This window comes from Streptosporangium pseudovulgare (assembly GCF_014648055.1).
GTDB classification, from domain to species: domain Bacteria; phylum Actinomycetota; class Actinomycetes; order Streptosporangiales; family Streptosporangiaceae; genus Streptosporangium; species Streptosporangium pseudovulgare.
In genome coordinates, this window is the sequence record NZ_BMQJ01000027.1 from 14,079 (window position 1) to 37,024 (window position 22,946).

17 protein-coding genes and 1 riboswitch are annotated in these 22,946 nt (G+C 74.5%); of the genes, 9 read left to right on the forward strand and 8 right to left on the reverse strand.

Translation table 11 applies throughout. The features are described from left to right. Nucleotides 1-15 precede the first annotated feature (15 nt). Nucleotides 16-732 (reverse strand): OsmC family protein, encoded by a 717-nt coding sequence (locus tag IEZ10_RS34565; protein ID WP_189250725.1) that lies wholly within the window; start codon nt 730-732, stop codon nt 16-18. A gap of 196 nt (nt 733-928) precedes the next feature. On the opposite strand from IEZ10_RS34565, the gene IEZ10_RS34570 reads away from it, so the two are divergent. Continuing rightward, nucleotides 929-2,263 carry an acyltransferase family protein gene (locus IEZ10_RS34570; protein WP_229811939.1) on the forward strand — a complete coding sequence of 445 codons (1,335 nt, stop codon included), beginning with the start codon at nt 929-931 and terminating at the stop codon, nt 2,261-2,263. Then, complete coding sequence (locus IEZ10_RS34575; protein ID WP_189250726.1) at nt 2,260-3,399, forward strand: CapA family protein; 1,140 nt, start codon at nt 2,260-2,262, stop codon at nt 3,397-3,399. Before IEZ10_RS34570 ends, IEZ10_RS34575 begins: the two co-directional genes overlap by 4 nt. 151 nt (nt 3,400-3,550) lie before the next feature. On the opposite strand, the gene IEZ10_RS34580 is transcribed toward IEZ10_RS34575, so the two are convergent. Beyond that, nucleotides 3,551-4,369: an NAD-dependent protein deacetylase gene (locus IEZ10_RS34580; RefSeq protein WP_229811949.1), complete on the reverse strand. Its 819-nt coding sequence runs from the start codon at nt 4,367-4,369 to the stop codon at nt 3,551-3,553. A gap of 591 nt (nt 4,370-4,960) precedes the next feature. Here IEZ10_RS34580 and IEZ10_RS34585 point away from each other — a divergent pair. From IEZ10_RS34585 to IEZ10_RS34595, 3 genes are all read left to right on the forward strand, one after another. Further along, nucleotides 4,961-5,866: a nitroreductase/quinone reductase family protein gene (locus IEZ10_RS34585; RefSeq protein WP_189250728.1), complete on the forward strand. Its 906-nt coding sequence runs from the start codon at nt 4,961-4,963 to the stop codon at nt 5,864-5,866. Between the two features lie 15 nt (nt 5,867-5,881). Continuing rightward, nucleotides 5,882-5,977: riboswitch (TPP riboswitch) on the forward strand. 88 nt (nt 5,978-6,065) lie between these two features. Further along, the gene (gene tenA / locus IEZ10_RS34590; RefSeq protein WP_189250729.1) at nt 6,066-6,746 is read left to right on the forward strand and encodes a thiaminase II; all 681 of its coding nucleotides are present in this window, start codon (nt 6,066-6,068) and stop codon (nt 6,744-6,746) included. Between the two features lie 122 nt (nt 6,747-6,868). Continuing rightward, nucleotides 6,869-8,344, forward strand: a complete 1,476-nt coding sequence (locus tag IEZ10_RS34595; protein WP_189250730.1) for a glycosyltransferase family 39 protein — start codon at nt 6,869-6,871, stop codon at nt 8,342-8,344. A 143-nt stretch (nt 8,345-8,487) separates the two neighbouring features. Here IEZ10_RS34595 and IEZ10_RS34600 read toward each other — a convergent pair whose 3' ends face one another. The 4 genes from IEZ10_RS34600 to IEZ10_RS34615 all read right to left on the reverse strand — a co-directional run bounded on the left by IEZ10_RS34600 (nt 8,488) and on the right by IEZ10_RS34615 (nt 12,141). Next, nucleotides 8,488-9,480, reverse strand: coding sequence for an SDR family oxidoreductase (locus IEZ10_RS34600; RefSeq protein WP_189250731.1), 993 nt, complete (start codon nt 9,478-9,480; stop codon nt 8,488-8,490). 88 nt (nt 9,481-9,568) lie between these two features. Beyond that, a complete protein-coding gene (locus IEZ10_RS34605) occupies nt 9,569-10,129 on the reverse strand; it encodes a TetR/AcrR family transcriptional regulator (RefSeq protein ID WP_189250732.1) in 561 nt (186 codons plus the stop codon). 168 nt (nt 10,130-10,297) lie between these two features. Beyond that, on the reverse strand, nt 10,298-10,966 hold the full coding sequence (locus IEZ10_RS34610) for a response regulator transcription factor (RefSeq protein WP_189250733.1): 669 nt from the start codon (nt 10,964-10,966) through the stop codon (nt 10,298-10,300). Next, nucleotides 10,963-12,141 (reverse strand): sensor histidine kinase, encoded by a 1,179-nt coding sequence (locus IEZ10_RS34615; RefSeq protein ID WP_189250734.1) that lies wholly within the window; start codon nt 12,139-12,141, stop codon nt 10,963-10,965. The genes IEZ10_RS34610 and IEZ10_RS34615 overlap by 4 nt, the downstream gene beginning before the upstream one ends. A gap of 111 nt (nt 12,142-12,252) precedes the next feature. Here IEZ10_RS34615 and IEZ10_RS34620 point away from each other — a divergent pair, with 111 nt between their 5' ends. After that, entirely contained in the window at nt 12,253-13,854 is a 1,602-nt protein-coding gene (locus IEZ10_RS34620) for a DUF1349 domain-containing protein (RefSeq protein WP_189250735.1), read from the forward strand. On the opposite strand, the gene malQ is transcribed toward IEZ10_RS34620, so the two are convergent. Together malQ and treZ are read right to left on the reverse strand one after the other, a co-directional pair. Next, nucleotides 13,828-16,026: a 4-alpha-glucanotransferase gene (gene malQ, locus IEZ10_RS34625; protein WP_229811940.1), complete on the reverse strand. Its 2,199-nt coding sequence runs from the start codon at nt 16,024-16,026 to the stop codon at nt 13,828-13,830. The two genes, IEZ10_RS34620 and malQ, sit on opposite strands and share 27 nt — an antisense overlap. Before the next feature lie 3 nt (nt 16,027-16,029). Next, nucleotides 16,030-17,760, reverse strand: a complete 1,731-nt coding sequence (gene treZ / locus IEZ10_RS34630; RefSeq protein WP_189250736.1) for a malto-oligosyltrehalose trehalohydrolase — start codon at nt 17,758-17,760, stop codon at nt 16,030-16,032. 314 nt (nt 17,761-18,074) lie between these two features. Between treZ and IEZ10_RS34635 the strand changes: the two genes are divergently transcribed. The 3 genes from IEZ10_RS34635 to IEZ10_RS34645 all read left to right on the forward strand — a co-directional run bounded on the left by IEZ10_RS34635 (nt 18,075) and on the right by IEZ10_RS34645 (nt 22,945). Further along, complete coding sequence (locus IEZ10_RS34635) at nt 18,075-18,467, forward strand: hypothetical protein (protein ID WP_189250737.1); 393 nt, start codon at nt 18,075-18,077, stop codon at nt 18,465-18,467. A gap of 1 nt (nt 18,468) precedes the next feature. Next, entirely contained in the window at nt 18,469-20,949 is a 2,481-nt protein-coding gene (locus IEZ10_RS34640) for a DUF4132 domain-containing protein (protein ID WP_189250738.1), read from the forward strand. Between the two features lie 349 nt (nt 20,950-21,298). Continuing rightward, the gene (locus tag IEZ10_RS34645; RefSeq protein WP_189250739.1) at nt 21,299-22,945 is read left to right on the forward strand and encodes a TIGR04028 family ABC transporter substrate-binding protein; all 1,647 of its coding nucleotides are present in this window, start codon (nt 21,299-21,301) and stop codon (nt 22,943-22,945) included. The last annotated feature ends 1 nt before the right edge of the window (nt 22,946 follow it).

Sequence of the window (22,946 nt, forward strand, 5' to 3'; positions counted from 1 at the left end):
GCGCCGCTCAGCCGTTCACCGGGGATGGGTGGGCGGTCCCGGAACGGGGGCGGGGATCGCCGGGAGGTCGAACTCGACGCAGACCCGGAGCGCCTCCTCCGGGGGGCGGCGGCTCAGCCGTACGAGCAGGCGGGGGATCCGCAGCCCGAGCCGGTCGAGGGCCTCCACCAGGGGCGTGACGTCCCAGCGGCCGTGGTCCGGCTGCTCGCGCAGGAACCGCGCGAGCAGGTTGTCGAACTCGCGCCGCAGCCTCTCGTCCCCGCGGACGTAGCGGAGCGCGGTCCCCCGGGCCCTCTCCGGCACGCACCCGGGGACGGAGCCGGGCTCGGCCTCGTGGACCCGCACGCCGACCTCCGGCGGGACCCGCAGGAAGGCGGTCACGGTGCTGTGGTCCAGGGCGTTGGCCAAGGACTCCCGCAACCCGTGCGGGATGTCGGGGACCTCCACCACCAGCTCGACCCGGCTGGCGTGCTCCGGGCGGACGTCCAGGTCGTAGCGGGCCGTCACCGAGACGCCGGCGGGCAGCTGGCAGCGGTGGAGGTAGCGTTCGGCGCACTGGGCGACGGAGGCGGCGAGGCTCCCGACGAACAGTTCCACGGGGGTGGGGCCCGTGTCGCTGCCGCGGAAGTCGCTGGTCTGGTCGACGCGGACCACGTGGCGGCGGGCCGCCAGGTCGAAACGGTCCCCGCCCCGCCAGGAGAGCCTCACCACGCCGTTCCTGTCGTGTTCCACGAGTGGCTCCAAGTGTGCGATCCCCGCGCCCCGACGGTTCACGGGTTTTCCCCTGCCTTCGTTCACCGTGCGACGGCGGGACCCGCGCGCACCAGGGACCTAAGCCCCGCTCTCCCGGGCCCGAGGTCCAGACCCGCCCTGACCGGGTAGGAACCGTTCATCCGGCCGGGCCGGCCGGACGGATGGAGGATCGGCCGTGTGCGAGGTGCTGCTACGCCGCCCCCGGGCCGCCGTCCGCGCGATCCGCCTGACCGCGGAGCGGACGCCGCCGCACCGTGACCGCCACCTCGACCTGCTGCGCGCCGTCGCGATCACCGCGGTGGTGCTCGGCCACTGGCTGGCCGTCGTGGTGACCTACCACGGCGGGTTCGGCGGCGACACCGTCCTCGCGGTCCTGCCCTGGGCCCGCCCGCTGACCTGGGCGTTCCAGGTCATGCCGGTGTTCTTCCTGGTGGGAGGCTTCGTGAACGCCGCCTCCCTCGACTCCCACCGGCGGCGGGGCGGCACCGCCACGGGCTGGTTCCTCGGCCGCACCGACCGGCTGATCCGCCCCACCACGGCGCTCCTCCTCACGCTGAGCGCCGCGGCGCTCCTCGCCCTCCTCCTCGGGGCCGGCGAGGGGACGGTCGCCACGGCCGTGTGGCTCGCCGTCATGCCGCTGTGGTTCCTGGTCGCCTATCTCGCGGTCGTCCTCCTGACGCCGGTGATGCTCGCGCTGCACCGCCGGGCGGGCCTCGCCGTGCCGGTCGTGCTCGCCGCGCTGGTCGGGCTGGGCGACGCCGTCCGCATCCGGTCCGGCCCGCCCCTCCTCGGCCAGGCCGGCTTCCTCTTCGCCTGGCTGGCGATCCACCAGCTCGGCATCGCCTGGCGGGAGGGGGCGCTGCCGGCCCGCCGTACGGTGGCCCTGCCGATGGCGGCCGGGGGGATCGCGGCCCTGGTGCTGCTCACCGTGGCCGGGCCGTACCCGGTCAGCATGGTGGCGGTCCCCGGCGAGCGGCTGCAGAACACCTCCCCGCCGACCCTCGCCCTGCTGGCCCTGGCGACCGCGCAGACCGGGCTCGCCCTGCTCCTGCACGACCCCGCCGACCGCTGGCTCCGGCGCGCCCGCCCGTGGACGGTCGTGGTGGGCGTCAACTCCGTGATCATGACCGTCTTCCTCTGGCACCTGACCGCCGTCGTGGTCGCGGCCGTCGCGCTCTACCCCACGGGCCTGCTGCCGCAGCCGCCCGTGGGGTCGGTGCCGTGGCTGCTGCTCCGCCTGCCCTGGCTCGCCTGCCTGCTCGTGGTCCTGACGGTCCTCGTCGCGGTGTTCGGCCGGATCGAGCGGCGCGCCGGGCCGGTCCCCGGCGTGGACGGGCCCGCGAGCGGGGTCCCGCGCGCGGTCGCGGCGGTCGCCGGCGCGGCGCTGGCCGCCGGGGGGCTGCTGGGCGCCGCCGTGACGCTCCCGGCCCGCCTGCCCGTCCCGATGCTCCTGGCCTATCTCGCCGGGGCGGGCCTGCTCCGGTTCCTCCGGAGACGTCCGGGATCATGAGCCGGTCCGCGGACACGACCACCGGCCGGATACGGCTGTTCCTCGGCGGGGACGTCATGCTCGGCCGCGGCGTCGACCAGATCCTGCCGCACCCGGGCGACCCGGAACTGCGGGAGCCGCACATGCGGAGCGCGCTGTCCTACGTCGAGCTGGCGGAGGCGGTGGGCGGCCCGGTTCCCCGCCCGTGCGGCTTCTCCCTGCCCTGGGGCGACGCACTGCCGATGATCGATGACTTCGGGCCCGACGCGCGGGTGGTGAACCTGGAGACGAGCGTCACGCGAAGCGACGACTTCGCCCCGGGAAAGGCCGTGCACTACCGGATGAACCCGGCCAACCTTCCGTGCCTGGCCGCGGTCCGGCCCGACGTCTGCGCGCTGGCGAACAACCACGTGCTGGACTTCGGCCGGCGGGGGCTCGCCGAGACGCTGGACGCGCTGGCCGCCGCGGGACTGCGGTCGGCGGGGGCGGGACGGGACGCGGAGGAGGCGCGGCGGCCCGCCGCCGTCCCCCTGCGCGGCGGCGGGCGGGTGCTGGTCCTGTCGTTCGGGATGGAGTCCAGCGGCATCCCGCCGGACTGGGCGGCGACCGCGGACCGCGCGGGGGTGGATCTCGTGGACCTCGCCGCCGGCACGCCGGACGCCGAGGCGGCGCGGATCACCGATCGGGTACGGCGGATCCTGCGGCCGGGGGACGTCGTGGTCGCCTCCGTCCACTGGGGGTCCAACTGGGGTTACGACATCCCGCCCGGCCTGGTGCGTTTCGCGCACGCGCTCGTCGACGGCGGCGTCGACGTCGTGCACGGCCACTCCTCGCACCACCCGCGTCCCGTCGAGGTGTACCGGGACCGGCTCGTCCTGTACGGCTGCGGCGACCTCATCGACGACTACGAGGGCATCGCGGGTTACGAGGAGTACCGGGACGAGCTGCGGCTGCTGTACCTCGTGTCGCTGGAGGCGGCCACCGGGAGGCTGGCCGGGCTGCGGATGACGCCGGTGCGGACCCGCCGGATGCGGCTCCACCGCGCGCCGGACGAGGACGCGGCGTGGCTGCGGGCGGTTCTCGACCGGGTCAGCCGTCCCTTCGGGACGCGGATCGGCCTCGGCCCCGAAGGCACGCTCGTGGCGGGGTGGACGTGAGCCGGGCGGCACGTCACCGCGGACGGCGGGCCTGCCGCCGCCCACCGGGTCGTACGTGTCGCGCCAGGCCGTACGCGCCGGGCCGGGGGCCGGTGCCGGGCCGTGCGTCAGCGTGCCGGGCCAGGCCGGGCCGTACGCGCCGGGCCGTGCGTCAGCGTGCCGGATCTAGCGCGGCGGCCAGGGCGGCGAGGGTGGGACCGAGCGGGGCGTCGAGCGTCAGGAGGGCGTCGCCGTCACCCCGGGTCGGCCCCTGGTTGACGATCGCGACGGGGATGCCGTGCTCGGCGGCGCGCCGTACGAACCGGTAACCCGACATCACGGTCAGCGAGGACCCGAGGACCAGCAACAGGCCCGCCCGTTCGACCAGCTCGTAGCACTCCTGGACGCGGGGGCCGGGGACGTTCTCCCCGAAGAAGATCACGTCGGGCTTGAGCACGCCGCCGCAGTCGCGGCAGTCGACGATCCGGAACGCCTCGACCAGGTCGTCGTCGAGCACGGCGTCGCCGTCGGGGTTGATCACCGCGGTCCGGGCGTGCGCGTGCCAGCCGGGGTTGGCCTCGCCCAGGCGCCGTTCGAGCTCGTGGCGGGACGTCCGCCGGCCGCAGGACAGGCAGCGGACGCGGTCGAGGCCGCCGTGCAGCTCGATCACGTCCCGCGCCCCGGCGGCGTGGTGCAGGCCGTCGACGTTCTGGGTGATGATCCCGCCGACCAGCCCCCGCTCCTGCAACCCGGCGACCGCGCGGTGACCGGCGTTGGGGAGGGCACCGGCGATGTGCCGCCAGCCCAGGTGGCTGCGCGCCCAGTATCGCCTCCGGGCCGCGGCGCTGCCGACGAACGTCTGGTACGTCATCGGCTCGGCCCGCCGCATCCGGCCGGTCTCCCCGCGGTAGTCGGGGATGCCGGACTCCGTCGACAGGCCGGCCCCGCTCAGCACCACCACGTCGCCGTCGGCGACGAGATCGGCCAGCATGCGGAGCCGGGGGTTCGCGGTGCCCGGGGTGCCGGGCGGGGCGCCGGTCCGGGCGTCGGGTCCCTCGTCCACCTTCCACATCACTCCTTCATGGTGCCTCACGCCCGAGGCCGCCGGGACGGGCCGCCGCCGGGACCGGCGCGAGCCCGGTGATCATCCCGTTGACAGGCGACCGCCGGATGGTTGTAATGGTCGGCGTGCCACGTGGCGCCGGCCAAAGAGCAATGGGCCGGCCGGCGGCCGGGTGAGCACCTTTCCAGAAGGGACACACGCCATGAGGTCACACTCCGCGTCCCACGTCTGACGTAACCGCCGCGCGCCGTACCGGGCATCCCCGCTCCGTGCCGGACGCCGCGCGCCGTCTCCCGCCCGCCGCGGTGCCCGGCACCGCCGTGCGGTCCCGGTGCGTCCCGGCCCGGCGGCGTCCGCCGTCTCCGGACGGCCGTTCGTAGCCCCACGGACTCCGCGTATCCGGTCCGCGCCCGTCATCGGGTACGGGCACCCGGCCTTCCTCCGTTCCCACCCTTTTCCCATGTCCTCAGCGTCCTCAGTGTCCTCAGCGTTCTCACGAGAGAAAGGTTCCCGCACCGCATGCCCATGTCCTTCAACCAGTCGATCATCGAGGAGTTCCGGGCCAACGGAGGGAGGGCCGGCGGCCCGTTCGAGGGCGGCGACCTCCTCCTGCTGACCACCACCGGCGCGCGGTCCGGCGCCGAGCACACCGTCCCCCTCGGCTACGTCCGCCACGATGACCTGCTGCTGGTCGTCGCGTCCGCCGGCGGCGCGCCCCGCCACCCCGCCTGGTACCACAACCTGCTCACCCACCCCATGGTGCGGGTGGAGGTCGGCGCCGAGACGTACTGGGCGATCGCCGTCCCCGCCGAGGGTGAGGAGCGGGACCGACTGTTCGAGCACGCCGTGCGCGCGGCCCCGGGCTACGCCGACTACCAGGCCCGCGTCGACCGGCGCCTGCCGGTCGTCATGCTGCGGCGCTCCGGGCCCGAGGAGGCCGGGGGCGAGGTCACCGACCTCGCCGGCGTGCTCCTGCGGGTCCACGCCTGGCTGCGCTCGCAGCTGCGGCACGTGCGCGTCGAGGCCGACGCGCACTTCGCCGCGCGGGCGGTCCACCGGGGCCCGGACGAGCCGCCCGCGCCGGGGCTGGGGCTGCAACTGCGGCAGCACTGCCTGGCGTTCTGCCAGTCGCTGGAATCCCACCACACCCACGAGGACGCGTACACGTTCCCCGACCTCGCGAGCCGGTATCCCCACCTGCGTGACGCCATCGACCGGCTCCGCGAGGAGCACCGTACGGTCGCCCGCATCCAGGCCGAGCTGGTCGTCCTGCTGGACGGCATCGCCACCGCCGACCCGCACCGCTTCCGCACCGAGCTGGACCGGCTGTCGGAGGAACTGCGGGCCCACCTCGACCACGAGGAGGAGTCGCTGCTTCCCGTACTGGCCGAGATCCCGTTCCCTCCGGTCCCATCCGCCCCCTGAGCCTCTGTTACGGTTGGTCGCGACGCGGGGTGCCCGGTGCGCCGGGCTGAGATCAAACCCGTAGAACCTGATCTAGTTCGTACTAGCGGAGGGACGTCACCGCCTGCCGTGTCCCCGGGCGCGGCAGGCCGCGGTGCGCGGCGCCCGCGGGCCTCCCGTGGCGCCGTCCTCCCCGAGACCCGGTGAGCGAGGGGACACGATGTTCTGCGAGGAGATCTGGGCGCGTACCGCCACGCTGCTCAAGGCGATCCACGACCACCCGTTCAACGCCGCCCTCGGCGACGGCACCCTCGACCGGGAGCGCTTCGCGTTCTACATGGTCCAGGACGCCCGCTACCTGTCGGCGTTCTCCAAGGCGCTGGCGGCGGCCTCGGTGCGGTCCGCCGACCCCGCCGACGCGATGTTCTTCGCCGAGAGCGCGCACACGGCGCTGGCCGTCGAGCGCGGCCTGCACACCTCCTACCTGGGGGAGTTCGGGGTGAGCGCCGAGGAGGAGGCGGCGGTCCCCACCTCGCCGACCTGCCTGGCCTACGCGTCGTTCCTCCAGGCGACGGCGCTCGCCGAGCCCCTGCCCGTGCTCGCCGCCGCGGTGCTGCCGTGCTTCTGGGTGTACCAGGACGTCGGCACCGCGCTCCTCGCCCGTACGGCGGGCATGGACGACCACCCCTACCGGGCGTGGATCGACACCTACTCCGATGAGTCCTTCGCCGCCTCGGTGGAACTGATCAGGGCGATCACCGACCGGCTGGCCGAGACCGCCGACCCCGCGACGCGCCGTGCCATGGCCGAGGCGTTCTGCCGGGCGACGGAGTACGAGTGGATGTTCTGGGACAGCGCGTGGCGGCTTGAGACCTGGCCCACCCGGCAGTGGCTCGGCTAGCCGGCCGGGGGCCTCGTCCGGAGGACGGGCCTCGCACGGGTCGCCGGGCCCGCCCGGGTGGCCGTGCCGGGCGGACCCCCTCCCCGGCGCGGCTGCCGCTGCTCCTCGCGGCGGTCGCGCTGGTGCTGGCGGTCGCGGGCTCCTGGGCGCCCTCGATGTGGGCCGACGAGCTGGCCACCGCGCAGACCGTGACCTCCTGGGACACGCTGTGGGAGACGCTCCGCGAACGGGACGCGGTGTTCCTGCCGTACTACCTGCTGATGTACGTCTGGTCCCGGGTGGGTACGGCCGACTGGTGGCTGCGGCTGCCCTCCGCGCTGGCGGTGGCCGCCGCCACCGGGCTGCTCGCCGACCTGGGCCGCCGGCTCGGCGGCGCCCGCGCCGGGACCGTCGCGGGGGCGGCCCTGCTCGTCCTGCCGGCGATCTCCCGCTTCGGGCAGGAGGCCAGGCCGTACACGCTGGCCGTCGCCGCCGCGGTCTTCTCCTACTGGTGCCTGCACCGGGCGCTGGAGACCGGACGCTGGGGCCGTTACGTCCTGTCCGTCGTACTGCTGCCCTGCACGCACCTCTTCGCGGTGCTGTCCCTCCCGGCCCACCTGGTCGTCTCCCGGCGCTGCCTGCCGTGGCTGGCGCTGGGCTCGCCGGTCACGCTCGCCGTCGCGGCGATCTCGGCCGGGCAGGTGGGGCAGGTCAACTGGCTGGAGGCGCCGGGATGGGAGAACATCGTCCTGGTCCGCAGCGCGATCACCGGCTGGCAGCCGCAGTCCGAGCCGGGGGACCTGCCGGCCGTGCTCCTCGGCTGGGCCGTCGCCCTGGCCGGGCTGGCCTCGGCGGTGGTCCTGCTCCGGCGGGGGAACGGCGACCGGCGGGCCGCCGAGGCGTCCACCGGTGATCCCGCCCCCGACCGGCCGCTCGCCGGGACACCTACCGATGACCTCGCCCTCGGCCGGCCGTCCGACGGGGTTCTCGCCGGCCGGTCGGCCGGTGGTGGCGTTCCCGCGCTCCGGGCCTTCGCCGCGGGGCTGGTGGTGTGGGGCGTGCTGCCGATGCCGGTCCTGGTCGCGGTGTCCCACCTGGTCACCCCGGTCTACAGCTCCCGGTACGTCCTGTTCGCCGCGCCCGCCTTCGCGCTGCTCACCGGGCTGGGGGCGGCCCGCCTGCCGCGCGCCGTCCTGGTGGCCGGGCTCGGCGTGGCCGTGGCGCTCGGGGCCCGGCAGCAGGTGCTGCTGCGCACTGAGCCGGGTCACCAGGTGAGCTACCGTGCCGCCGCCGAGATCGTCGCGGCGCAGCGCCGGGACGGCGACCGGACCGTCTACGTCGTGCCCTGGGCCCGCCAGGGCCTGACCCGCTACGGGGCCATGCCGCCGGAGAGGCGTTCCGGCGACGCGGCGGGGGAGCGGGTCTGGCTCGTCCGGAGCGACTTCGGACGGGCGGTCCGCCCCGGGACCGCGCTGCCGTCCAGGAACGGCGTGGCCCCGGCGATGATCCCCAAGATCGACGCGCTGCTGGAGGAGCGGTTCACCGTGACGCGGACCTGGCCGCTGCGCGGCGTCACCGTCCTCCTGCTCGAACGTCCCCCGCGCGCCGCCCGCCGGTGAGTCCGGCGGCCACCGGGGATCCCCGTACGGCTCGCCGCCTCGTGTCAGGCCGCCCGCGCCCGGCGGCGTGAGATCGTCCGGTCGAGCAGAACGGCGCCGGGGTTCCCGCGGAAGCGGGAGGTCCGGGGCCGGTTCCGGAGGGCTCAGGGGGCGCCGGCCGTACCGGCGCCGAAGCGCGCGGACACCAGGTCGTCGGCCCAGCGCCGCAGCGCCTGCTCCACCGGCGGCATGCGCAGTCCCGCCCGCTCGGCGAACGCCCGGGCCGGGGCGGTGTCGTAGCGGTCGCCCGACAGGAACGACAGCGTCTCCGGGTCGGCCCCGGTCAGCGCCCGGGGCAGCCGCCGCAGCAGCCAGACCGGGACCGACCGGCGCGGGGCGCGCACCCCCAGGTGGGAGGCCAGCAGAGCGACCAGTTCCGGCAGCTCGGGCGTGTCGTCGTCGAGCACCCAGTACGCCCGGTCCGCCGTCTCCTCGTGCTCGGGCACCGCGGCCATGAAACGGGCGAGATAGCCGATGTCCACGACCGGGACGAAGACGCCCGGACCGCCGGGCAGGACCGGCAGCCGCCCCCGCCACAGGTCGTGGACCACCGAGGCCAGGCCGATGAACTGGCCGGGACCGATCACCGTGGCGGGGTTGACGATCGTCAGGGGGACGTCCAGCTCGCGGGCGCGGCGGCGGACCGCCGCGTCCCCCTCGGCCTTGGACGCCTCGTACGGACCCAGCCTCCGGTAGTCCGGCTCCGCCCCGCTGACCCGGTAGCCGCTGACGTGGACCAGGCGGCGCAGGCCGGTCCGGGCCGCGGCCCACTCGGTCACGTTGACCGCGCCGGTGACGTTGGCGAGCCGTGCCTCCGCCACGTCCAGGCCGAAGGCGAAGCGGGCAGCGGCGTTGTAGACGTCGCGGACCTCGGCGAGGTCGGCGAGGCCCAGCCCCGGCACGGTGACGTCGCAGGTGACGACGGTCAGCCCCGCGGTGTCCACCTCCTGCCCGGCCAGCCAGGAGGTCAGCCGGTCTCCCGGCCCGCGCACCGCGGCGGCCACCCGGCGCCCCTGGCGGAGCAGTTCCGCGACGAGGGACCGGCCGAGGAACCCGGCGGCGCCGAAGACGATCGAGTCGGGCGGGTGAGGGGTCATGACACTCCTTGAAAATAGATCGGTCTACATATTTTTTGGCCGAAAAGAAGGCCCGCCGGGGGCGGGCCCTACCGCGACGGCGCCCGGGTCACAGCAGGGCCTCGACCCGGCGGGCGACGCGCTCCAGCGGCTCGCGGCTCCGGTGGGCCCTGGCCAGCAGCAGCGCGCCCTCGATCAGGGCGAGGACGGTGGCGGCGGTGTCGGCGGGCTCGGGGTGCCCCTCGGCGGCCAGGCGGCGGCGCAGCTCCGCCTCCCAGGAGCCGTAGACCTCGGCGCAGATCCGCTGGAGCGGGTCGCTCGTGGCCGCCGTCTCCAGCGCCACCGTCGCCACCGGACAGCCCCTGCGCCACCCCGACCTCTCCAGCCGGTCGCCCAGGAACGCCAGCATCCCGGCGACCATGCCGCGGGTGCCGGACGAGGACTCCGCCAGCGCGCGCAGCGACCGGCCGATCTCGTCGCCCGCCCGCCGTACGGACTCGCCGACCAGCTGGTCCTTGCCGCCCGGGAAGTGGAAGTACAGCGAGCCCCGGGGCGTGCCGCTGGCCGCGATCACCTGGTTCAGCCCGGTCCCGAAGTAGCCCCCGGTCTCGATCAGGTCCCGGGTGGCGTCCAGCAGGCGTCCGCGCGTCTCCTCGCCTTTCTGTCCCACGGGATAAAAATAGACCGGTCTGCCGATTTTCGGCAAGGGCCGGGCAGGCGAAGCCGATGGGTGATCCTCCCGCTCACGGCACGGCCGGCACCCGGTCCCGTGGCCTGCCGCCCGATTCCGCGGCGTGCCGTCCGGTCCCGTTCCGGGCCCGGGCGGCACCGACCCGCGCTAACCGGCCGGATCGGTGATGCGGTAACCCACGCCGGGCCTCGTGGTGATGGGTGACGGGTCACCCAGCTTGCGCCGCAGACGGCCGACGGTCACGGTCACGGTGTTGGTGAAGGGGTCGGCGTTCTCGTCCCAGACCCGCTCCAGGAGGGCCTCGGCGCTGAGGAACGCGGGGGCGACGCTCAGGAGGGCTTCGAGGAGGGCGAACTCCTTGGGCGAGAGGTCGAGGAGACGGCCGTCGCGGGTGGCGACGTGGCGTGCGGCGTCGAGTTCGATGCCGGCCGCGCGCAGCGTCCGCGGGCGGGCGGAGGGGCGCCGCCGGGCCAGGGCGTGGATCCGCAGGACGAGTTCGGGAAAGTGGAACGGCTTGGCGAGGTAGTCGTCGGCTCCCAGGGTCAGGCCGCTGACCCTGTCCCCCGGCGAGCCGGCCGCGGTGAGCATCAGGACCATGGGACGGTCGTCACGTTCGGTGATCATGTGGCAGAGCGTGTCACCGTGGATGCCCGGCAGGTCGCGGTCGAGGACGACCACGTCGTAGGCGTTGAGATCGAGTTTGGCGGCGGCGGCCAGGCCGTCGTGGGCCGTGTCCACGGCCATGCCCCGGTCGCGCAGCCCCTCCGCCAGGACATCGGCCAGGGCGCGGGCGTCCTCGACGACCAGGATCCTCATGCGGCGGCACCAGCCGGCGCGGGCGCGGACGGCACCGAGACGGCGACCCGCAGGCCGCCTCCCGGCCGGGCGCGCAGCTCCAGATGTCCGCCGTGCGCGCCGACGACGGCCGCGACGATCGACAGGCCGAGGCCGGAACCGGCCTCCGATCCGGTCCGGTCCGCGGCGAGCCGCCGGAAGGGCTCGGTGAGCCGGGCGACGTGCTCCTGGTCGAGGACGGCCCCACCCGTCTCCACGACGAGCCGCGCCGAGGAGCCCGCCGTCGTGGTCGCCACCCGGATCCAGCCGCCGCGCCGGTTGTGGACCACCGCGTTGTCGATCAGGTTGTCCGCCACCCGGGACAGCAGAACCGGGCTGCCCCGGGTCCACGCGCCGTCCCCCGTGTCGGCGTGGACGGTCAGGTCCTTCTCCGCGATGGCCGCGGAGCGGCCGGTCACCGCCTCCGACAGCAGCCGGGCCAGCGAGACCGGCGCCCGGCCGGGAAGCGCGCCGTGCTGCGCGCGGGCGAGCAGGAGGAAACCCTCCAGGAGATGGTCGATCCGGTCGAGCTCGGTGCGGAGCCGATCGGTCAGCGCGAGCGTCTGGGACGTCGCCGACGGCTTGGCCGCGGCCACGTCCAGCGACGCCCGCATGGTCGCCAGCGGCGTGCGGAGCTCGTGGGAGGCGTCGGCCACGAACCGCCGCTGGGCGGCGAAGGACGCCTCCAGGCGTTCCAGCAGTCCGTCGACGGTGTCCGCGAGGTCCTTGACCTCGTCGGCGGGGCCCGGCACCGCCAGCCGCTCGTGCAGGTTGTCGGCGGAGATCCGCCGGGTGGCCGAAGTGATCGCCCGCAGCGGACGCAGCACCCGCCCGGCGACGAGCCCGCCGAGCAGGACGGAGACCGCCCCCATCACCACCAGCGCGACCAGCGAGCCCGCCAGGAGCTGCCGCGACTGCGTCGCGTGGACGTCCGCCAGCTGTGCCTGGAGCCGCTCGACGTGTTCCTGGAGGGCCGTGAGATCAGGCTGCGAAGTGGGCGGCCCGGGGGCGACCCGGGACGCCCGCCACCCTCCGGCGAACAGATTGGTCATGGCCAGCAGGGCGATCCCGGAGGCCAGGAACAGCGCCGCGTACATGACGGTGAAGCGCTGCCGTACGGTCCGGCCCCTCAGCGTGAGACCTCGCGGCTTGCCCATCGGTCCTCTCCCCGGTGACGTGCGGACCACCAGGATGCCCTGCCGCGCCTAACAGCGGCATGACGGCGGCGGTTCGCGCGGTGTTGGGCGCGGAGCCGTAGAACCGGCCGCATGCCGTCAACCGACGAAACCACCGCCATGTCACCGATCACGTCCGCCGTGCGGCGGGAGTGGGCCGCTTTCCGCAGCCGGGGCCGGGTGATCGCCATGATCGCGGCGACGCTGGCCGTCATCGTGCCCGGCCTGCTCGCCGCGTACGGCGACCGCGCCTCCTGCGGCGCGGGAGGCGCCGAGATCGCCTGTCCCACGGATCCGGTCGGGCCGGACGGCCGGGCGGTGAGTGACCAGTTCTTCTTCGTGCACCGGCCCCTGGGCGAGAACGGCGTCATCACCGCACGCGTGACCTCGATGACGGGCGTCATCACCTATCCGCCCCCGGACCACGACGAGATCGTCCCGGGCCTGGTGCCCTGGGCGAAGGCCGGGATCATCGTCAAGGACGGCACCGGGCAGGGCTCCGCCTACGCGGCGCTCATGGTCACCGGCGGCCACGGCGTCCGGATGCAGCACGACTACGTCCACGACACGGCCGGCCGCCCGGGAGGCGTCTCCCCCCGCTCCCCGCGCTGGCTGCGCCTGGTCCGCTCCGGTGACACCGTCACCGGGTACGAATCCGCCGACGGCCGCCGGTGGACGAAGGTCGGCACGGCCCGCCTGGCCGGATCGCCCCGCACGGTGGAGGCCGGGCTCTTCGTCACCTCCCCCGGAGATCTGACGGTACGGCGCACCGGCCTGGGCGGCGGCACCACGGAGACGCGCTTCACCCAGGCCACCGCCGTCTTCGACAACGTCAGCCTCGACGGCGCGACCGCCGGCGGATGGCGGCACGACGGCGTCGGCGAGATGGGCCACACCGACTGGGAGCGGAACCACCGGGCACCCGGGCTCGTCGAGGCGGACGGCACGTTCACCGTCACCGGGTCCGGGGACATCGGCCCGGTCGGCACGGAGGGCGGCCACGACGTGGCGGACACCCTGGTCGGGCTGGCCGCCGGTCTGGCGGTGGTCATCGCGGTGGCGGCGCGCTTCGCCGTCGCGGCTCCCCGTACGACGCGTTCCGTCACCACCGGGTCCCGCACGGCACGCTCCACCGCCGTCGCGGTCCGTACGGCGCGCGGCGGCGTCCCGCCATCCGGCGGCCGGGATCTGGCCGCCAGGGCGGTCGTCGCCGGCGCGGCGGCCTTCTCGGCCGGACTGGTCGCGGCCGGGGTCACGATGCCGGTCGGCGCGGAGATCCTGCGCGCCAACGGCAACGCCGTCCTCACGGTGTCCTGGCTCACCCTGTCGCGGGTCGTCATCGGCGTCGCCGTCCTGTTCGCGGTCACCGCGGTGCTCGCGCTCGCCCTCGGCGCGCTGCTGCGGCGCACGTGGGCGGCGGTCCTCGGCGCGATGTCGGCGGTCATCCTCCCGTACGTCCTGGGAGCGTCGCCGCTGCTGCCCGACGAGGTGGCCCGATGGTTGCTGCGGCTCACCCCGGCGGCCGGGTTCGCCGTACAGCAGACCGCCGTCCGCTACCCGCAGGTGATCGCCCACTACGTGCCGTCGGAGGGCTACTTCCCCCTGGCGTGGTGGGCGGGACTGGGCGTGCTCTGCGGTCATGCCGCCCTGGCCCTGGCCCTGGCCGCGTCACGGTGGCGTCGGTCCGCCGTATGAGACCACGGGCCCGGCGGCGGTGACCGCGCCGGACAGCGTCTCCGCCAGCCGGCGGGCCAGCGGCCCGCTCTCCAGCTCCTCCAGCGGGACGGGCAGCGCCAGGCACCAGTTGGCGCGCTCGCCGTCGGCACCCGGGATGTTGGGCCGCTCCGGCTCGGCCAGCGCGTCGTCGAGCGTGGCCGACAGCAGCAGCGAGGGGGCGCGGGCCAGCAGCCGGTAGGCGGCGAGCACCGCGGCCTCGGCGTCCGCCCCCTGAGCGGGTACCGCCGCCTCGCCGCCCGTCCCCGGAGCATGCATCGCGGCCTCGGCGTCCGCCCCCTGAGCGGGTACCGCCGCCTCGCCGCCCGTCCCCGGAGCATGCATCGCGGCCTCGGCGTCCGCCCCCTGAGCGGGTGCCGCCGCGCCGTCGTCCGCCCCGGAAGCGGACGCCGTCGCGCCGCCGTCCGTCGCGCCGTCCGTCGCAGCGTCGAGGTCGCCGGCCTCGGCGAGCCTGCGGCGCAGCTCCTTCGAGCCGTCCTCGTTCGGATCGAGCCCGAGGCGGCGCTGGGCCGCGAGGTCGCTCCCGTCCCACAGGCCCGCGACCGTCGGCAGGTCGTGCGTGGTGACCGCGGCCAGCGCGCGTTCCGGCCAGCGGGCCGGATCGTCCTCCTCGAACCACAGCAGCCGGTAGGACAGCATGCGGCGGTCGGCCAGCGTCTCGCGCACGCCCGGCTCCACCGTCCCGAGGTCCTCGCCGACCACCACTGCCCCGGCGCGGTGGCTCTCCAGCGCGACGATGTCGAGGAGGTCGCCGGCGGGGTAGCGGACGTAGGCGCCCTGGCCGGCCCCCGCGCCGGACGGGATCCACCACAGGCGGAACAGGCCCATGACGTGGTCGATGCGCAGGCCCCCCTCCGAGGCGATCGTGGCCCGGACGCTGTCGACGAACGGCCGGTACCCGGCCCGGCGCAGCTTCCACGGCACGAACGGCGGCAGCCCCCAGTCCTGCCCGGCGGTGTTGAACTCGTCGGCGGGCGCCCCGACGCTGACGCCCTGGGCGAGCAGGTCCTGCCAGGACCAGGCGTCGGCGCCGTCGGGGTCGACCCCGACGGGCAGGTCCTGGATGATCTGGACGCCGGAGGCGGCCGCGGCCAGCTGCCGGTCGGTGAGCCACTGCAGCCAGGCGTGGAAGCGGACCCGGTCGGCGTGCTCGCGGGCGAAGCGCGCCACCGCCGGGCCGTCCGGGCGGCGGTACTCCGCCGGCCAGACCCGCCAGTTCGGGCCGTGCAGCTCGGTCAGCGCGCACCAGGTGGCGAACTCCGCGAGGCCGTCCCCCCGCCGGGCCCGCCAGGCGTCGAACTCCTCTCCCGGCGGGGTGCGCCGCCAGATCGCCTCCAGAGCGGCCAGCTTCAGGCGCCACGCCTCGTCGCGGTCGATGTGCCGCCGCTCGTTGAGCGCCCGGCCGCGCGCCGCCAGGTCGTGCAGGTCCGCGCCCGACTCGGCCGCCCCGGGCACCTCCTCCACCCGCAGGTAGAGGGGGCTGCGGAAGCGGCGGCTCGCCGGGAAGTAGGGGCTCGGCTGGACCGGGGTGACGGGCGCGGTGGCGTGCAGCGGGTTGAGGAGCAGGAATCCCGCCCCGCACTCCCCGGACGCCCAGCGGGCCAGCCGCCGCAGGTCGGCGAGATCGCCGACGCCCCAGCTCTCCCGCGACCGGGTGGCGTACAGCTGCGCGGCCCAGCCCCAGGCCCGGCGCTCCGGCAGGTGGCACCGGCCGGGGCTCACGATGAGCCGGTGGCCGGTCTCCTCACCGGGCCGCCGCAGGGTGTGGTAGCCGAACGGCAGGTCGGGCGGGAGCACGTCGTCCACCCGCAGCTCGGAGCCGTCCTCCAGGACCAGCTCGGCCGGGCCGACGCGGTCGCCGCGCCGCCGTACCAGCGTCCGCGGGCCGTCCCCGCCGTCCCCGCCGTCCGCGTCGCCCCGGGACCGGTCCGCGCTCGGACCCGAGCCCGCGCGTCCCCCCGCGCCGCCCCGGGACCGGTCCTCGCCCGCGTCGCCGTACGATCCGTCCGGCCCCGCGTCGTACGGCGGCGCGCCCATCGCCTCGCGCAGCGCCGCCACGGTCTCGGGGGACACCCGGCGGCGCCGGCCTTCGGCGTCCTCGTATTCGTGTTCGATCCCCCAGGCGTCGGCCATCGTTCAGTCCTCCAGGATCGCCACGGTGTCCGGCGGCAGGGTCAGGTCCGTTCCGGACAGGGCGACCTCCGGGTCGGAGGCGGCCAGGACGCGACCGCGTCCCCGGGACGGCACGGTCAGCGTCTCCGCGCCGAGGTTCACCGCCACCAGGACCGGCCCCCGCTCGACGACCAGCAGCCCGGTGTCCTCGTCGCAGTCGGCCCGGACCCGGTCCAGACGGCCGTCGGTGAGGGCCGGGACGCGCCGCCGCAGCGCGATCAGCTCCCGGTGCCAGTCGAGCAGCCGCCCCTGGACCTCCTTGTCCCGCTCGCTCCAGTCCAGCCGCGACCGTTCGAAGGTGGCCGGGTCCTGCGGGTCGGGCACCTGCTCGGGTTCCCAGCCGAACGCGGCGAACTCCCGGCGGCGGCCCTCGCTGACCGCCCGGCCGAGCTCGGGGTCCTCGTGGTCGGTGAAGTACTGGAACGGGGTCGTCGTGCCCCACTCCTCACCCTGGAAGAGCATCGGGACGAAGGGCGCGGTGAGCAGCAGCGCGGCGGCGATCCGCAGCCGGCCCTCGCTCATCAGCGCCGAACCGCGCTCGCCCCGCGCCCTGTTGCCCACCTGGTCGTGGTTCTGCGCGCACACCACGAACCGGTGCCCGGACAGCCCCGCCGGGGGCCTGCCGTGCATCCGCCCGCGGTGCGGCGACCACGTGCCGTCGTAGACCCACGCCTGCCGCAGCCCCTTGGCGAGCAGGGACAGCGGGCCGAAGTCGGAGTAGTAGCCGCTCCGCTCGCCGGTCAGCACCGCGTGCAGGGCGTGGTGCCACTCGTCGGCCCAGGCCGCGTCGAGGCCGTACCCGCCGGCCTCGCGCCCCCGCACGAACCGGGGGTCGTTCAGGTCGCTCTCGGCGATGAGGAACAGCGGCCGGCGCACGTGCGCGGCCAGCGCCTCCACCTCCTCGGCCAGCCGCTCCAGGACGTGCACGGCCGAGTCGTCGGCGATGGCGTGCACGGCGTCCAGGCGCAGCCCGTCCACATGGTAGTCGCGCAGCCACATCAGCGCGTTGTCGACGACGAACGCGCGCACCTCGTCGCTGCCGGGACCGTCGAAGTTGACCGCGTCGCCCCAGTTGGTGCTGTGGCGGCCGGTGAAGTAGGGCCCGAACTCCGGCAGGTAGTTGCCCGAGGGCCCCAGGTGGTTGTAGACGACGTCCATCACCACGCCGAGCCCGTGGGCGTGGCAGGCGTCCACCAGCCGTTTCAGGCCGTCCGGCCCGCCGTAGGCGTGGTGCGGGGCGAACAGCGACACCCCGTCGTACCCCCAGCCCCGGCCGCCGGAGAACTCCGCCACCGGCATCAGCTCGACCGCGTCGACGCCCAGCTCCACCAGGTGCGGGAGACGCTCGATCACCCCGTCGAAGGTCCCCGCGGGGGAGAAGGTGCCCACGTGCAGCTCGTACAGCACCGCGCCGGGCAGCGGCGTCCCGCGCCAGCGGTCGTCGGTCCAGCCGAAGGCGGCGTGGTCGACCACCCGGGAGGGGCCGTGCGGGCCGTACGGCTGGTACGGCGAGCGCGGGTCGGGCCGGGGCGGCCCGCCGTCCAGCGAATAGGCGTAGTCGGTGCCCGGCCCGGCCTCCTCGACGGCGCGCTCCCACCAGCCGTCCCCGGAGCGCCGCATCGGCAGTCTGTGCTCGCCGAGCACCAGTTCGACCCGCTCACGCGCCGGTGCCCACACCCGGAACTCGTGTCCCACCCCGTCCCCCTACCCGTCGCCGGACATCGCGAGCGGCCCGCCGTACCACTCCGGGCGCGGGCAGGCCGCGGCTTCTCCTTACCCGTCCGGGCCCCTCACATGCGGGACGACGGCGCCGCGCCGCCTTCGGGGATCCGCCGCGCCCGGTACGGCTCCGCGGTCACCTTCCGAGGGGTGGCGCGGTCACCCCGGCGGGGCGGCGGTGCGGGCACCTCCGGTGGAAGGGTTCCGAGAGGATGGCCGCCCCGTTCCCGTCGGTACCGGCTGATATCGATGATCTTCACAATGTTTCCCATGATGTGCGGAGCCGCGTGATGACAACGGTCACCTTCCGGGACGAGACGGCCACGGGGAAGACGATGGAGGAGTTCACCCTCCCCGACCTGCCCGAGAGCATCTCGGCACGGGAACTGGTACGGCTCCGCGTCCGCGAGGAGGTCGCCCGGTACAACGCCGCGCCCTCGACCCGGTTCAACGGCCTGGTCCGCCCGGTGGACGCCGAGGCGGAGCTGAACGGCTACCGGATGGGCGCCGGGCGCCGGATCGACTGGGAGCGGCAGGCCGACGCCGCCGAACGGGCCTTCCTGCGCAACGGGTTCCTGCTGCTGGTGGGGGACCGCCAGATCGAGGACCTGTCCGAGACGATCGACCTGACCGCCGGCCCGGTGGTGTCGTTCATCAAGCTCGTCCCGCTGGTCGGAGGCTGACGTGGGCGTGATCGAGGAGATGACCTGCATCTACAACCACCTGCACGGATACGTGAGCGATGAGACCAGGGAGATCTGCCGCCGCTTCGAGGAGCTCTTCGAGCAGGGGCTGCCACCCGGGCCGGACACCGACTGGCGGGTGTACGGGCACTGGGCGCAGCTGAAGCTGGGCCTGGGCCCGGAAGGAGGGCACGAGCACGACGAGCGGGCGTTGCGGCTGATCCACTCGGTGGCCGAACGCGACATCGACTGGACGCTCATGGACGCGCGGCTCCTCGTGCACCGGGCAGGCGAGCTGGTCCACCGGGGCCACACCCGCTACGAGGAGATCTACCGGCTCCCGTTCGCGGTGGCGCGCCGCTTCGGCTTCCAGGAGCGTCGTGAGCTGCTCGGATGGCTGGCGGAGCCGTCCCGGCGCTCCGGGTCCCGGACGCAGCAGGTCTGGCAGGCGCGGAGCGAGCAGGCGAGGGAGGCGCTGGCGGGGCGGCTGCAGGAGCTGCTGACCGAACCTCCCGGGCACGGCCCGGCCGGCGTGGTGCGCAACATGATCTGGGAGTGCGATGACTTCGCCCGGCTGCTCGCCGAGGAGTACGGTCCCCGCCTGGCCGCCCCCGAAGCCCTGCCGCTGCTGCGCCACTGGAACACCGCCCGGTCCGCCAAGCCGAGCGCCCGCTGGATCAGAACCGCCGAGACGCTGCTCACCGCGGACACGGTCGCCCTGCTCCGGGAGATCCTCACCCGCCTGGTGGCCCACCGGGAGAGGCGGGTCCGCCACATGGTGGACGGCGAGCACGTGTGGACGGAGACGGTCTTCCTGCACGAGCGCACCATCGTGCCGGTGCGCGGCATGATCTGGACGTGCGAGGTGACCGAGGAGCGGTGGGTGACCTCGCTCCTCGGCGACATCGCGCTGACCTGTGGCACCGGGAGCAACGGTATGGGCTCCACCTGCCGCAGCGAGAAGCTCGCCAACGCCGCCGTCGGCGTCCTGGCCCGCCGCGGCGGGCTGGAGGCGATCGTGCCGCTGGCCCGCGTCCAGGCCAAGACCCGCGCTCGATCCGTGCTGGCAGCCGTGGCGCGCACCCTGGACGCGGTGGCCGAGCAGGCGGGGCTGACCCGTGAACAACTGCTGGACCGCACCGTGCCGGCCTTCGGCCTCGGTCCGGACGGGGTGCGCGAGGAGAGGATCGGCGACCACCGGGTACGGCTGTGCGCCGACGGCCCCGCGCTGCGGTTCGTCAACGCCGCCGGAAAGGCCCTCAAGTCGGCGCCGCAGGCCGTCCGTAAGGATCCGGTGCTGGCCGAACTCAGGATCACGCTGAAGGAGCTCCGGCAGGCGCTCGCGGCCGAGCGGTTCCGGCTGGAGCAGGCGCTGATCAAGGAGCGTACGTGGCACTGGCGGGAGGTGGTCGAGTTCTTCCTCGACCACCCGGTCACCGGCCGATACGCCCGCACGCTGATCTGGCGGCTCCCGCAGGGGTCCGCGGGGATCCCCGTCCGGACCGATGACGGCTGGGAACTGTCCGATCCCCGGGGGCACAGGGTCCGGCCGGACCCCGGCACCCGGGTCGGGCTCTGGCACCCGATCCACGCGAGCGCCGAGGAGGTGCGGGTCTGGCGCGACCACCTGCTGGAGCATGGGATCCGCCAGCCGTACAAACAGGCGTTCCGCGAGGTCTACCTGCTGACCCCGGCCGAGGAGCGCACCGGGACCTTCTCCAACCGGTTCGCCGGACACGTGCTCCGCTACGGCCAGGCCAAGACGCTGCTGAACCAGCGCGGCTGGACCGGCCTGTCGATCGGTCACTGGGACTACGAGTGCGGCGGCGACCAGGGTGCGGCGGTCAGGGAACTGTCCGGCTGGCGGGCCCGCTGGGGCATGCACGTGGTCAGCTCCCCGGAGGGCGACGGCTGGGACACGGCCTCACTCTGCGCCGGTGAGCGGATCACCTTCCACCGCGCCGAGGACGCGCCCGGCCGTCACGACGAAGGCCACCGCGGGGACGTGCCGCTGACCGAGGTGCCGCCGCTGGTGCTGTCGGAGGTGCTGCGCGACGCCGACCTCGCCGTGGGCGTCACCTCGGTCGGCCTCGGCGAGCGGGCGACCGGCGGGCACGAGGACTACTGGCACTCCTACGGCTTCGGCGAGCTCACCGAGACCGCCCGGACCCGCCGCGACGTGCTGACCCGGCTCCTGCCCCGGCTGAGGATCGCCGACCGGACGGAGCTGACCGACCGGTTCCTGCGGGTACGCGGCGACCTGCGGACCTACAGGATCCATCTTGGATCGGGCAACATCCTGATGGAGCCCAACGACGCCTACCTGTGCATCGTCCCCGGCGGTGACCGGGCCGCGCAGGCGGTCTTCCTGCCCTTCGAGGAGGACGGCGGCATGCTGTCGGTCATCCTGTCCAAGGCGTTCCTGCTGGCCGATGACACGTCCATCACCGATCCGTCGATCACCCGCCAGCTCGTCCCCTGAACCCGCCGTGGCGGCCTCCCCGTGCTCCCGCCGCGGCCATCGGGGAGGCCGCCACCGCCGGGGCGGCGGCACGGGGCCGTTCCGGGAGGTCGTGACCGGGGCGGCGCGTCGCCGCACGCCGTCCCGGCCGTCACGTCGTCCCGGCTGTCACGTCGGCCCGGCCGGCCGTACGTTGCCCCGGGCCGTCGCGTCGGCTCGGTGCCGCCCGCTTTCCCCCGTGTGTCTTATCCCCGGAGATCCACACCCCCCGTGTGGCCACGATCACACCCGACCATAACCCTCTTTTCAGGTAGGTTATTATAGATTTACTCCAGGCGATCCCATGCCTCCGTTCACGAAGGGCAGCCCCATGTCACGTTCCAGACTGCGATTCGCCGCCGCGAGCGCCGCCACGCTCGCCGTCGCAGGGCTTCTCGGGGCCTGTGGCGGCACGGGACCCGCGGCGGACTCCCCGGCCGGAAAGGCGAAGGCCGCGGGGCGGCCGGTGTACGGCGGCACGCTGACCTATCTGGAGCACCAGCCTCCGACCTGCCTCTACCTGCCGGCCGCCGGGTTCTATCCGAACGGCGGCATCCTGAACCAGATCACCGACAAGCTCACCTGGCAGAACCCGGAGACGCTGAAGATCGAGCCGTGGATCGCCACCAAGTGGGAGATCGACAAGGACGCGACCGAGTACACCTTCCACCTGCGTGACGGCGTGACGTTCAGCGACGGCACCCCGCTCGACGCGGAGGCGGTGGCCGCGAACTTCGACGTCTACGGCCTCGGCGACGAGAAGCGGAAGCTCCCGGTCGCGGAGTTCGTCAACAACTACGAGCGCAGCGAGGTCATCGACCCCCTGACCGTGCGCTTCCATTTCACCAAGCCCTCGCCCGGTTTCCTCCAGGGCACGTCCGTCATCGGCGCCGGCCTGGTCTCGAAGAAGACGATCGCCCTGCCGTACGAGGAACAGTGCCGGCTGAGGAACATCGTCGGCTCCGGCCCCTTCACGGTGAAGAACCAGGTCGTCGACAAGGAGGTGGACCTCGCCGCCCGCGGGGACTACAACTGGGCGCCGCCGTCGTCCGAGCACCAGGGCCGGGCCTACCTCGACGAGATCAAGATCATCGTGACGCCCGAGGACAACGTGCGCGTCGGCGCGCTCATCTCCGGACAGGCCGATTTCGTCCGGTACGTGCAGGCGTACGACGAGGCGACCGTCAAGAACGCCGGGTTCACCGTCTACGCCGAACCCACCAGGGGCGTGAACAACGGCCTCTACCTGCGGCCGGGCAACAGCATCCTGAAGGACCGCGACGTCCGCAAGGCGCTCCAGGCCGGGACGAACGCCAAGGAGGTCGTCGAGACCCTCTTCACCTCCGGCTACCCGGTGGCCACCTCGGTGCTGAGCCGGCTCGCCCAGGGCTACACGGACCTGTCGAAGGAGCTCGCCTACGACCCGGACCGGGCCGCCAGGCTGCTGGACGAGGCCGGCTGGACCCGCGGCCCCGACGGCGTCCGGGAGAAGGACGGCAGGAAGCTCCAGCTCGGCGTGTTCGTCTCCGGCCCCCAGCCGCTCTCGAAGCAGACCCTGGAACTGGTCGGCCAGCAGTGGGCCAAGATCGGGGTCAAGCTGGAGATCCGCCCCGCCGACGCGGGCACCCAGGCCGTGGACATCAAGGACGCCGAGAAGACCGCCGTCGCGCACAGCATGGTCGGCCGCGCCGACCAGGACGTGATCAAGAGCCACTTCCACAGCCGGAACCGCGACGCCATCCTCTCCGACGACGAGAAGCTGGACCGGCTGCTGGAGGAGGAGTCGGCCGAGCCCGACGTCACCAAGCGCAACGCCAAGGTCGCCGAGATCCAGCGGTACGTGGTCGACCAGGGGTACGCCATCCCGCTGTTCGAGGAGCCCCAGGTGTACGGCGGGGCGCCCTACGTGCACGGAGTCGCCTTCGAGGCGGTGGCCAGGCCCTCGTTCTACTCGGTCTGGAAGTCGGAGCGGGAGTAGC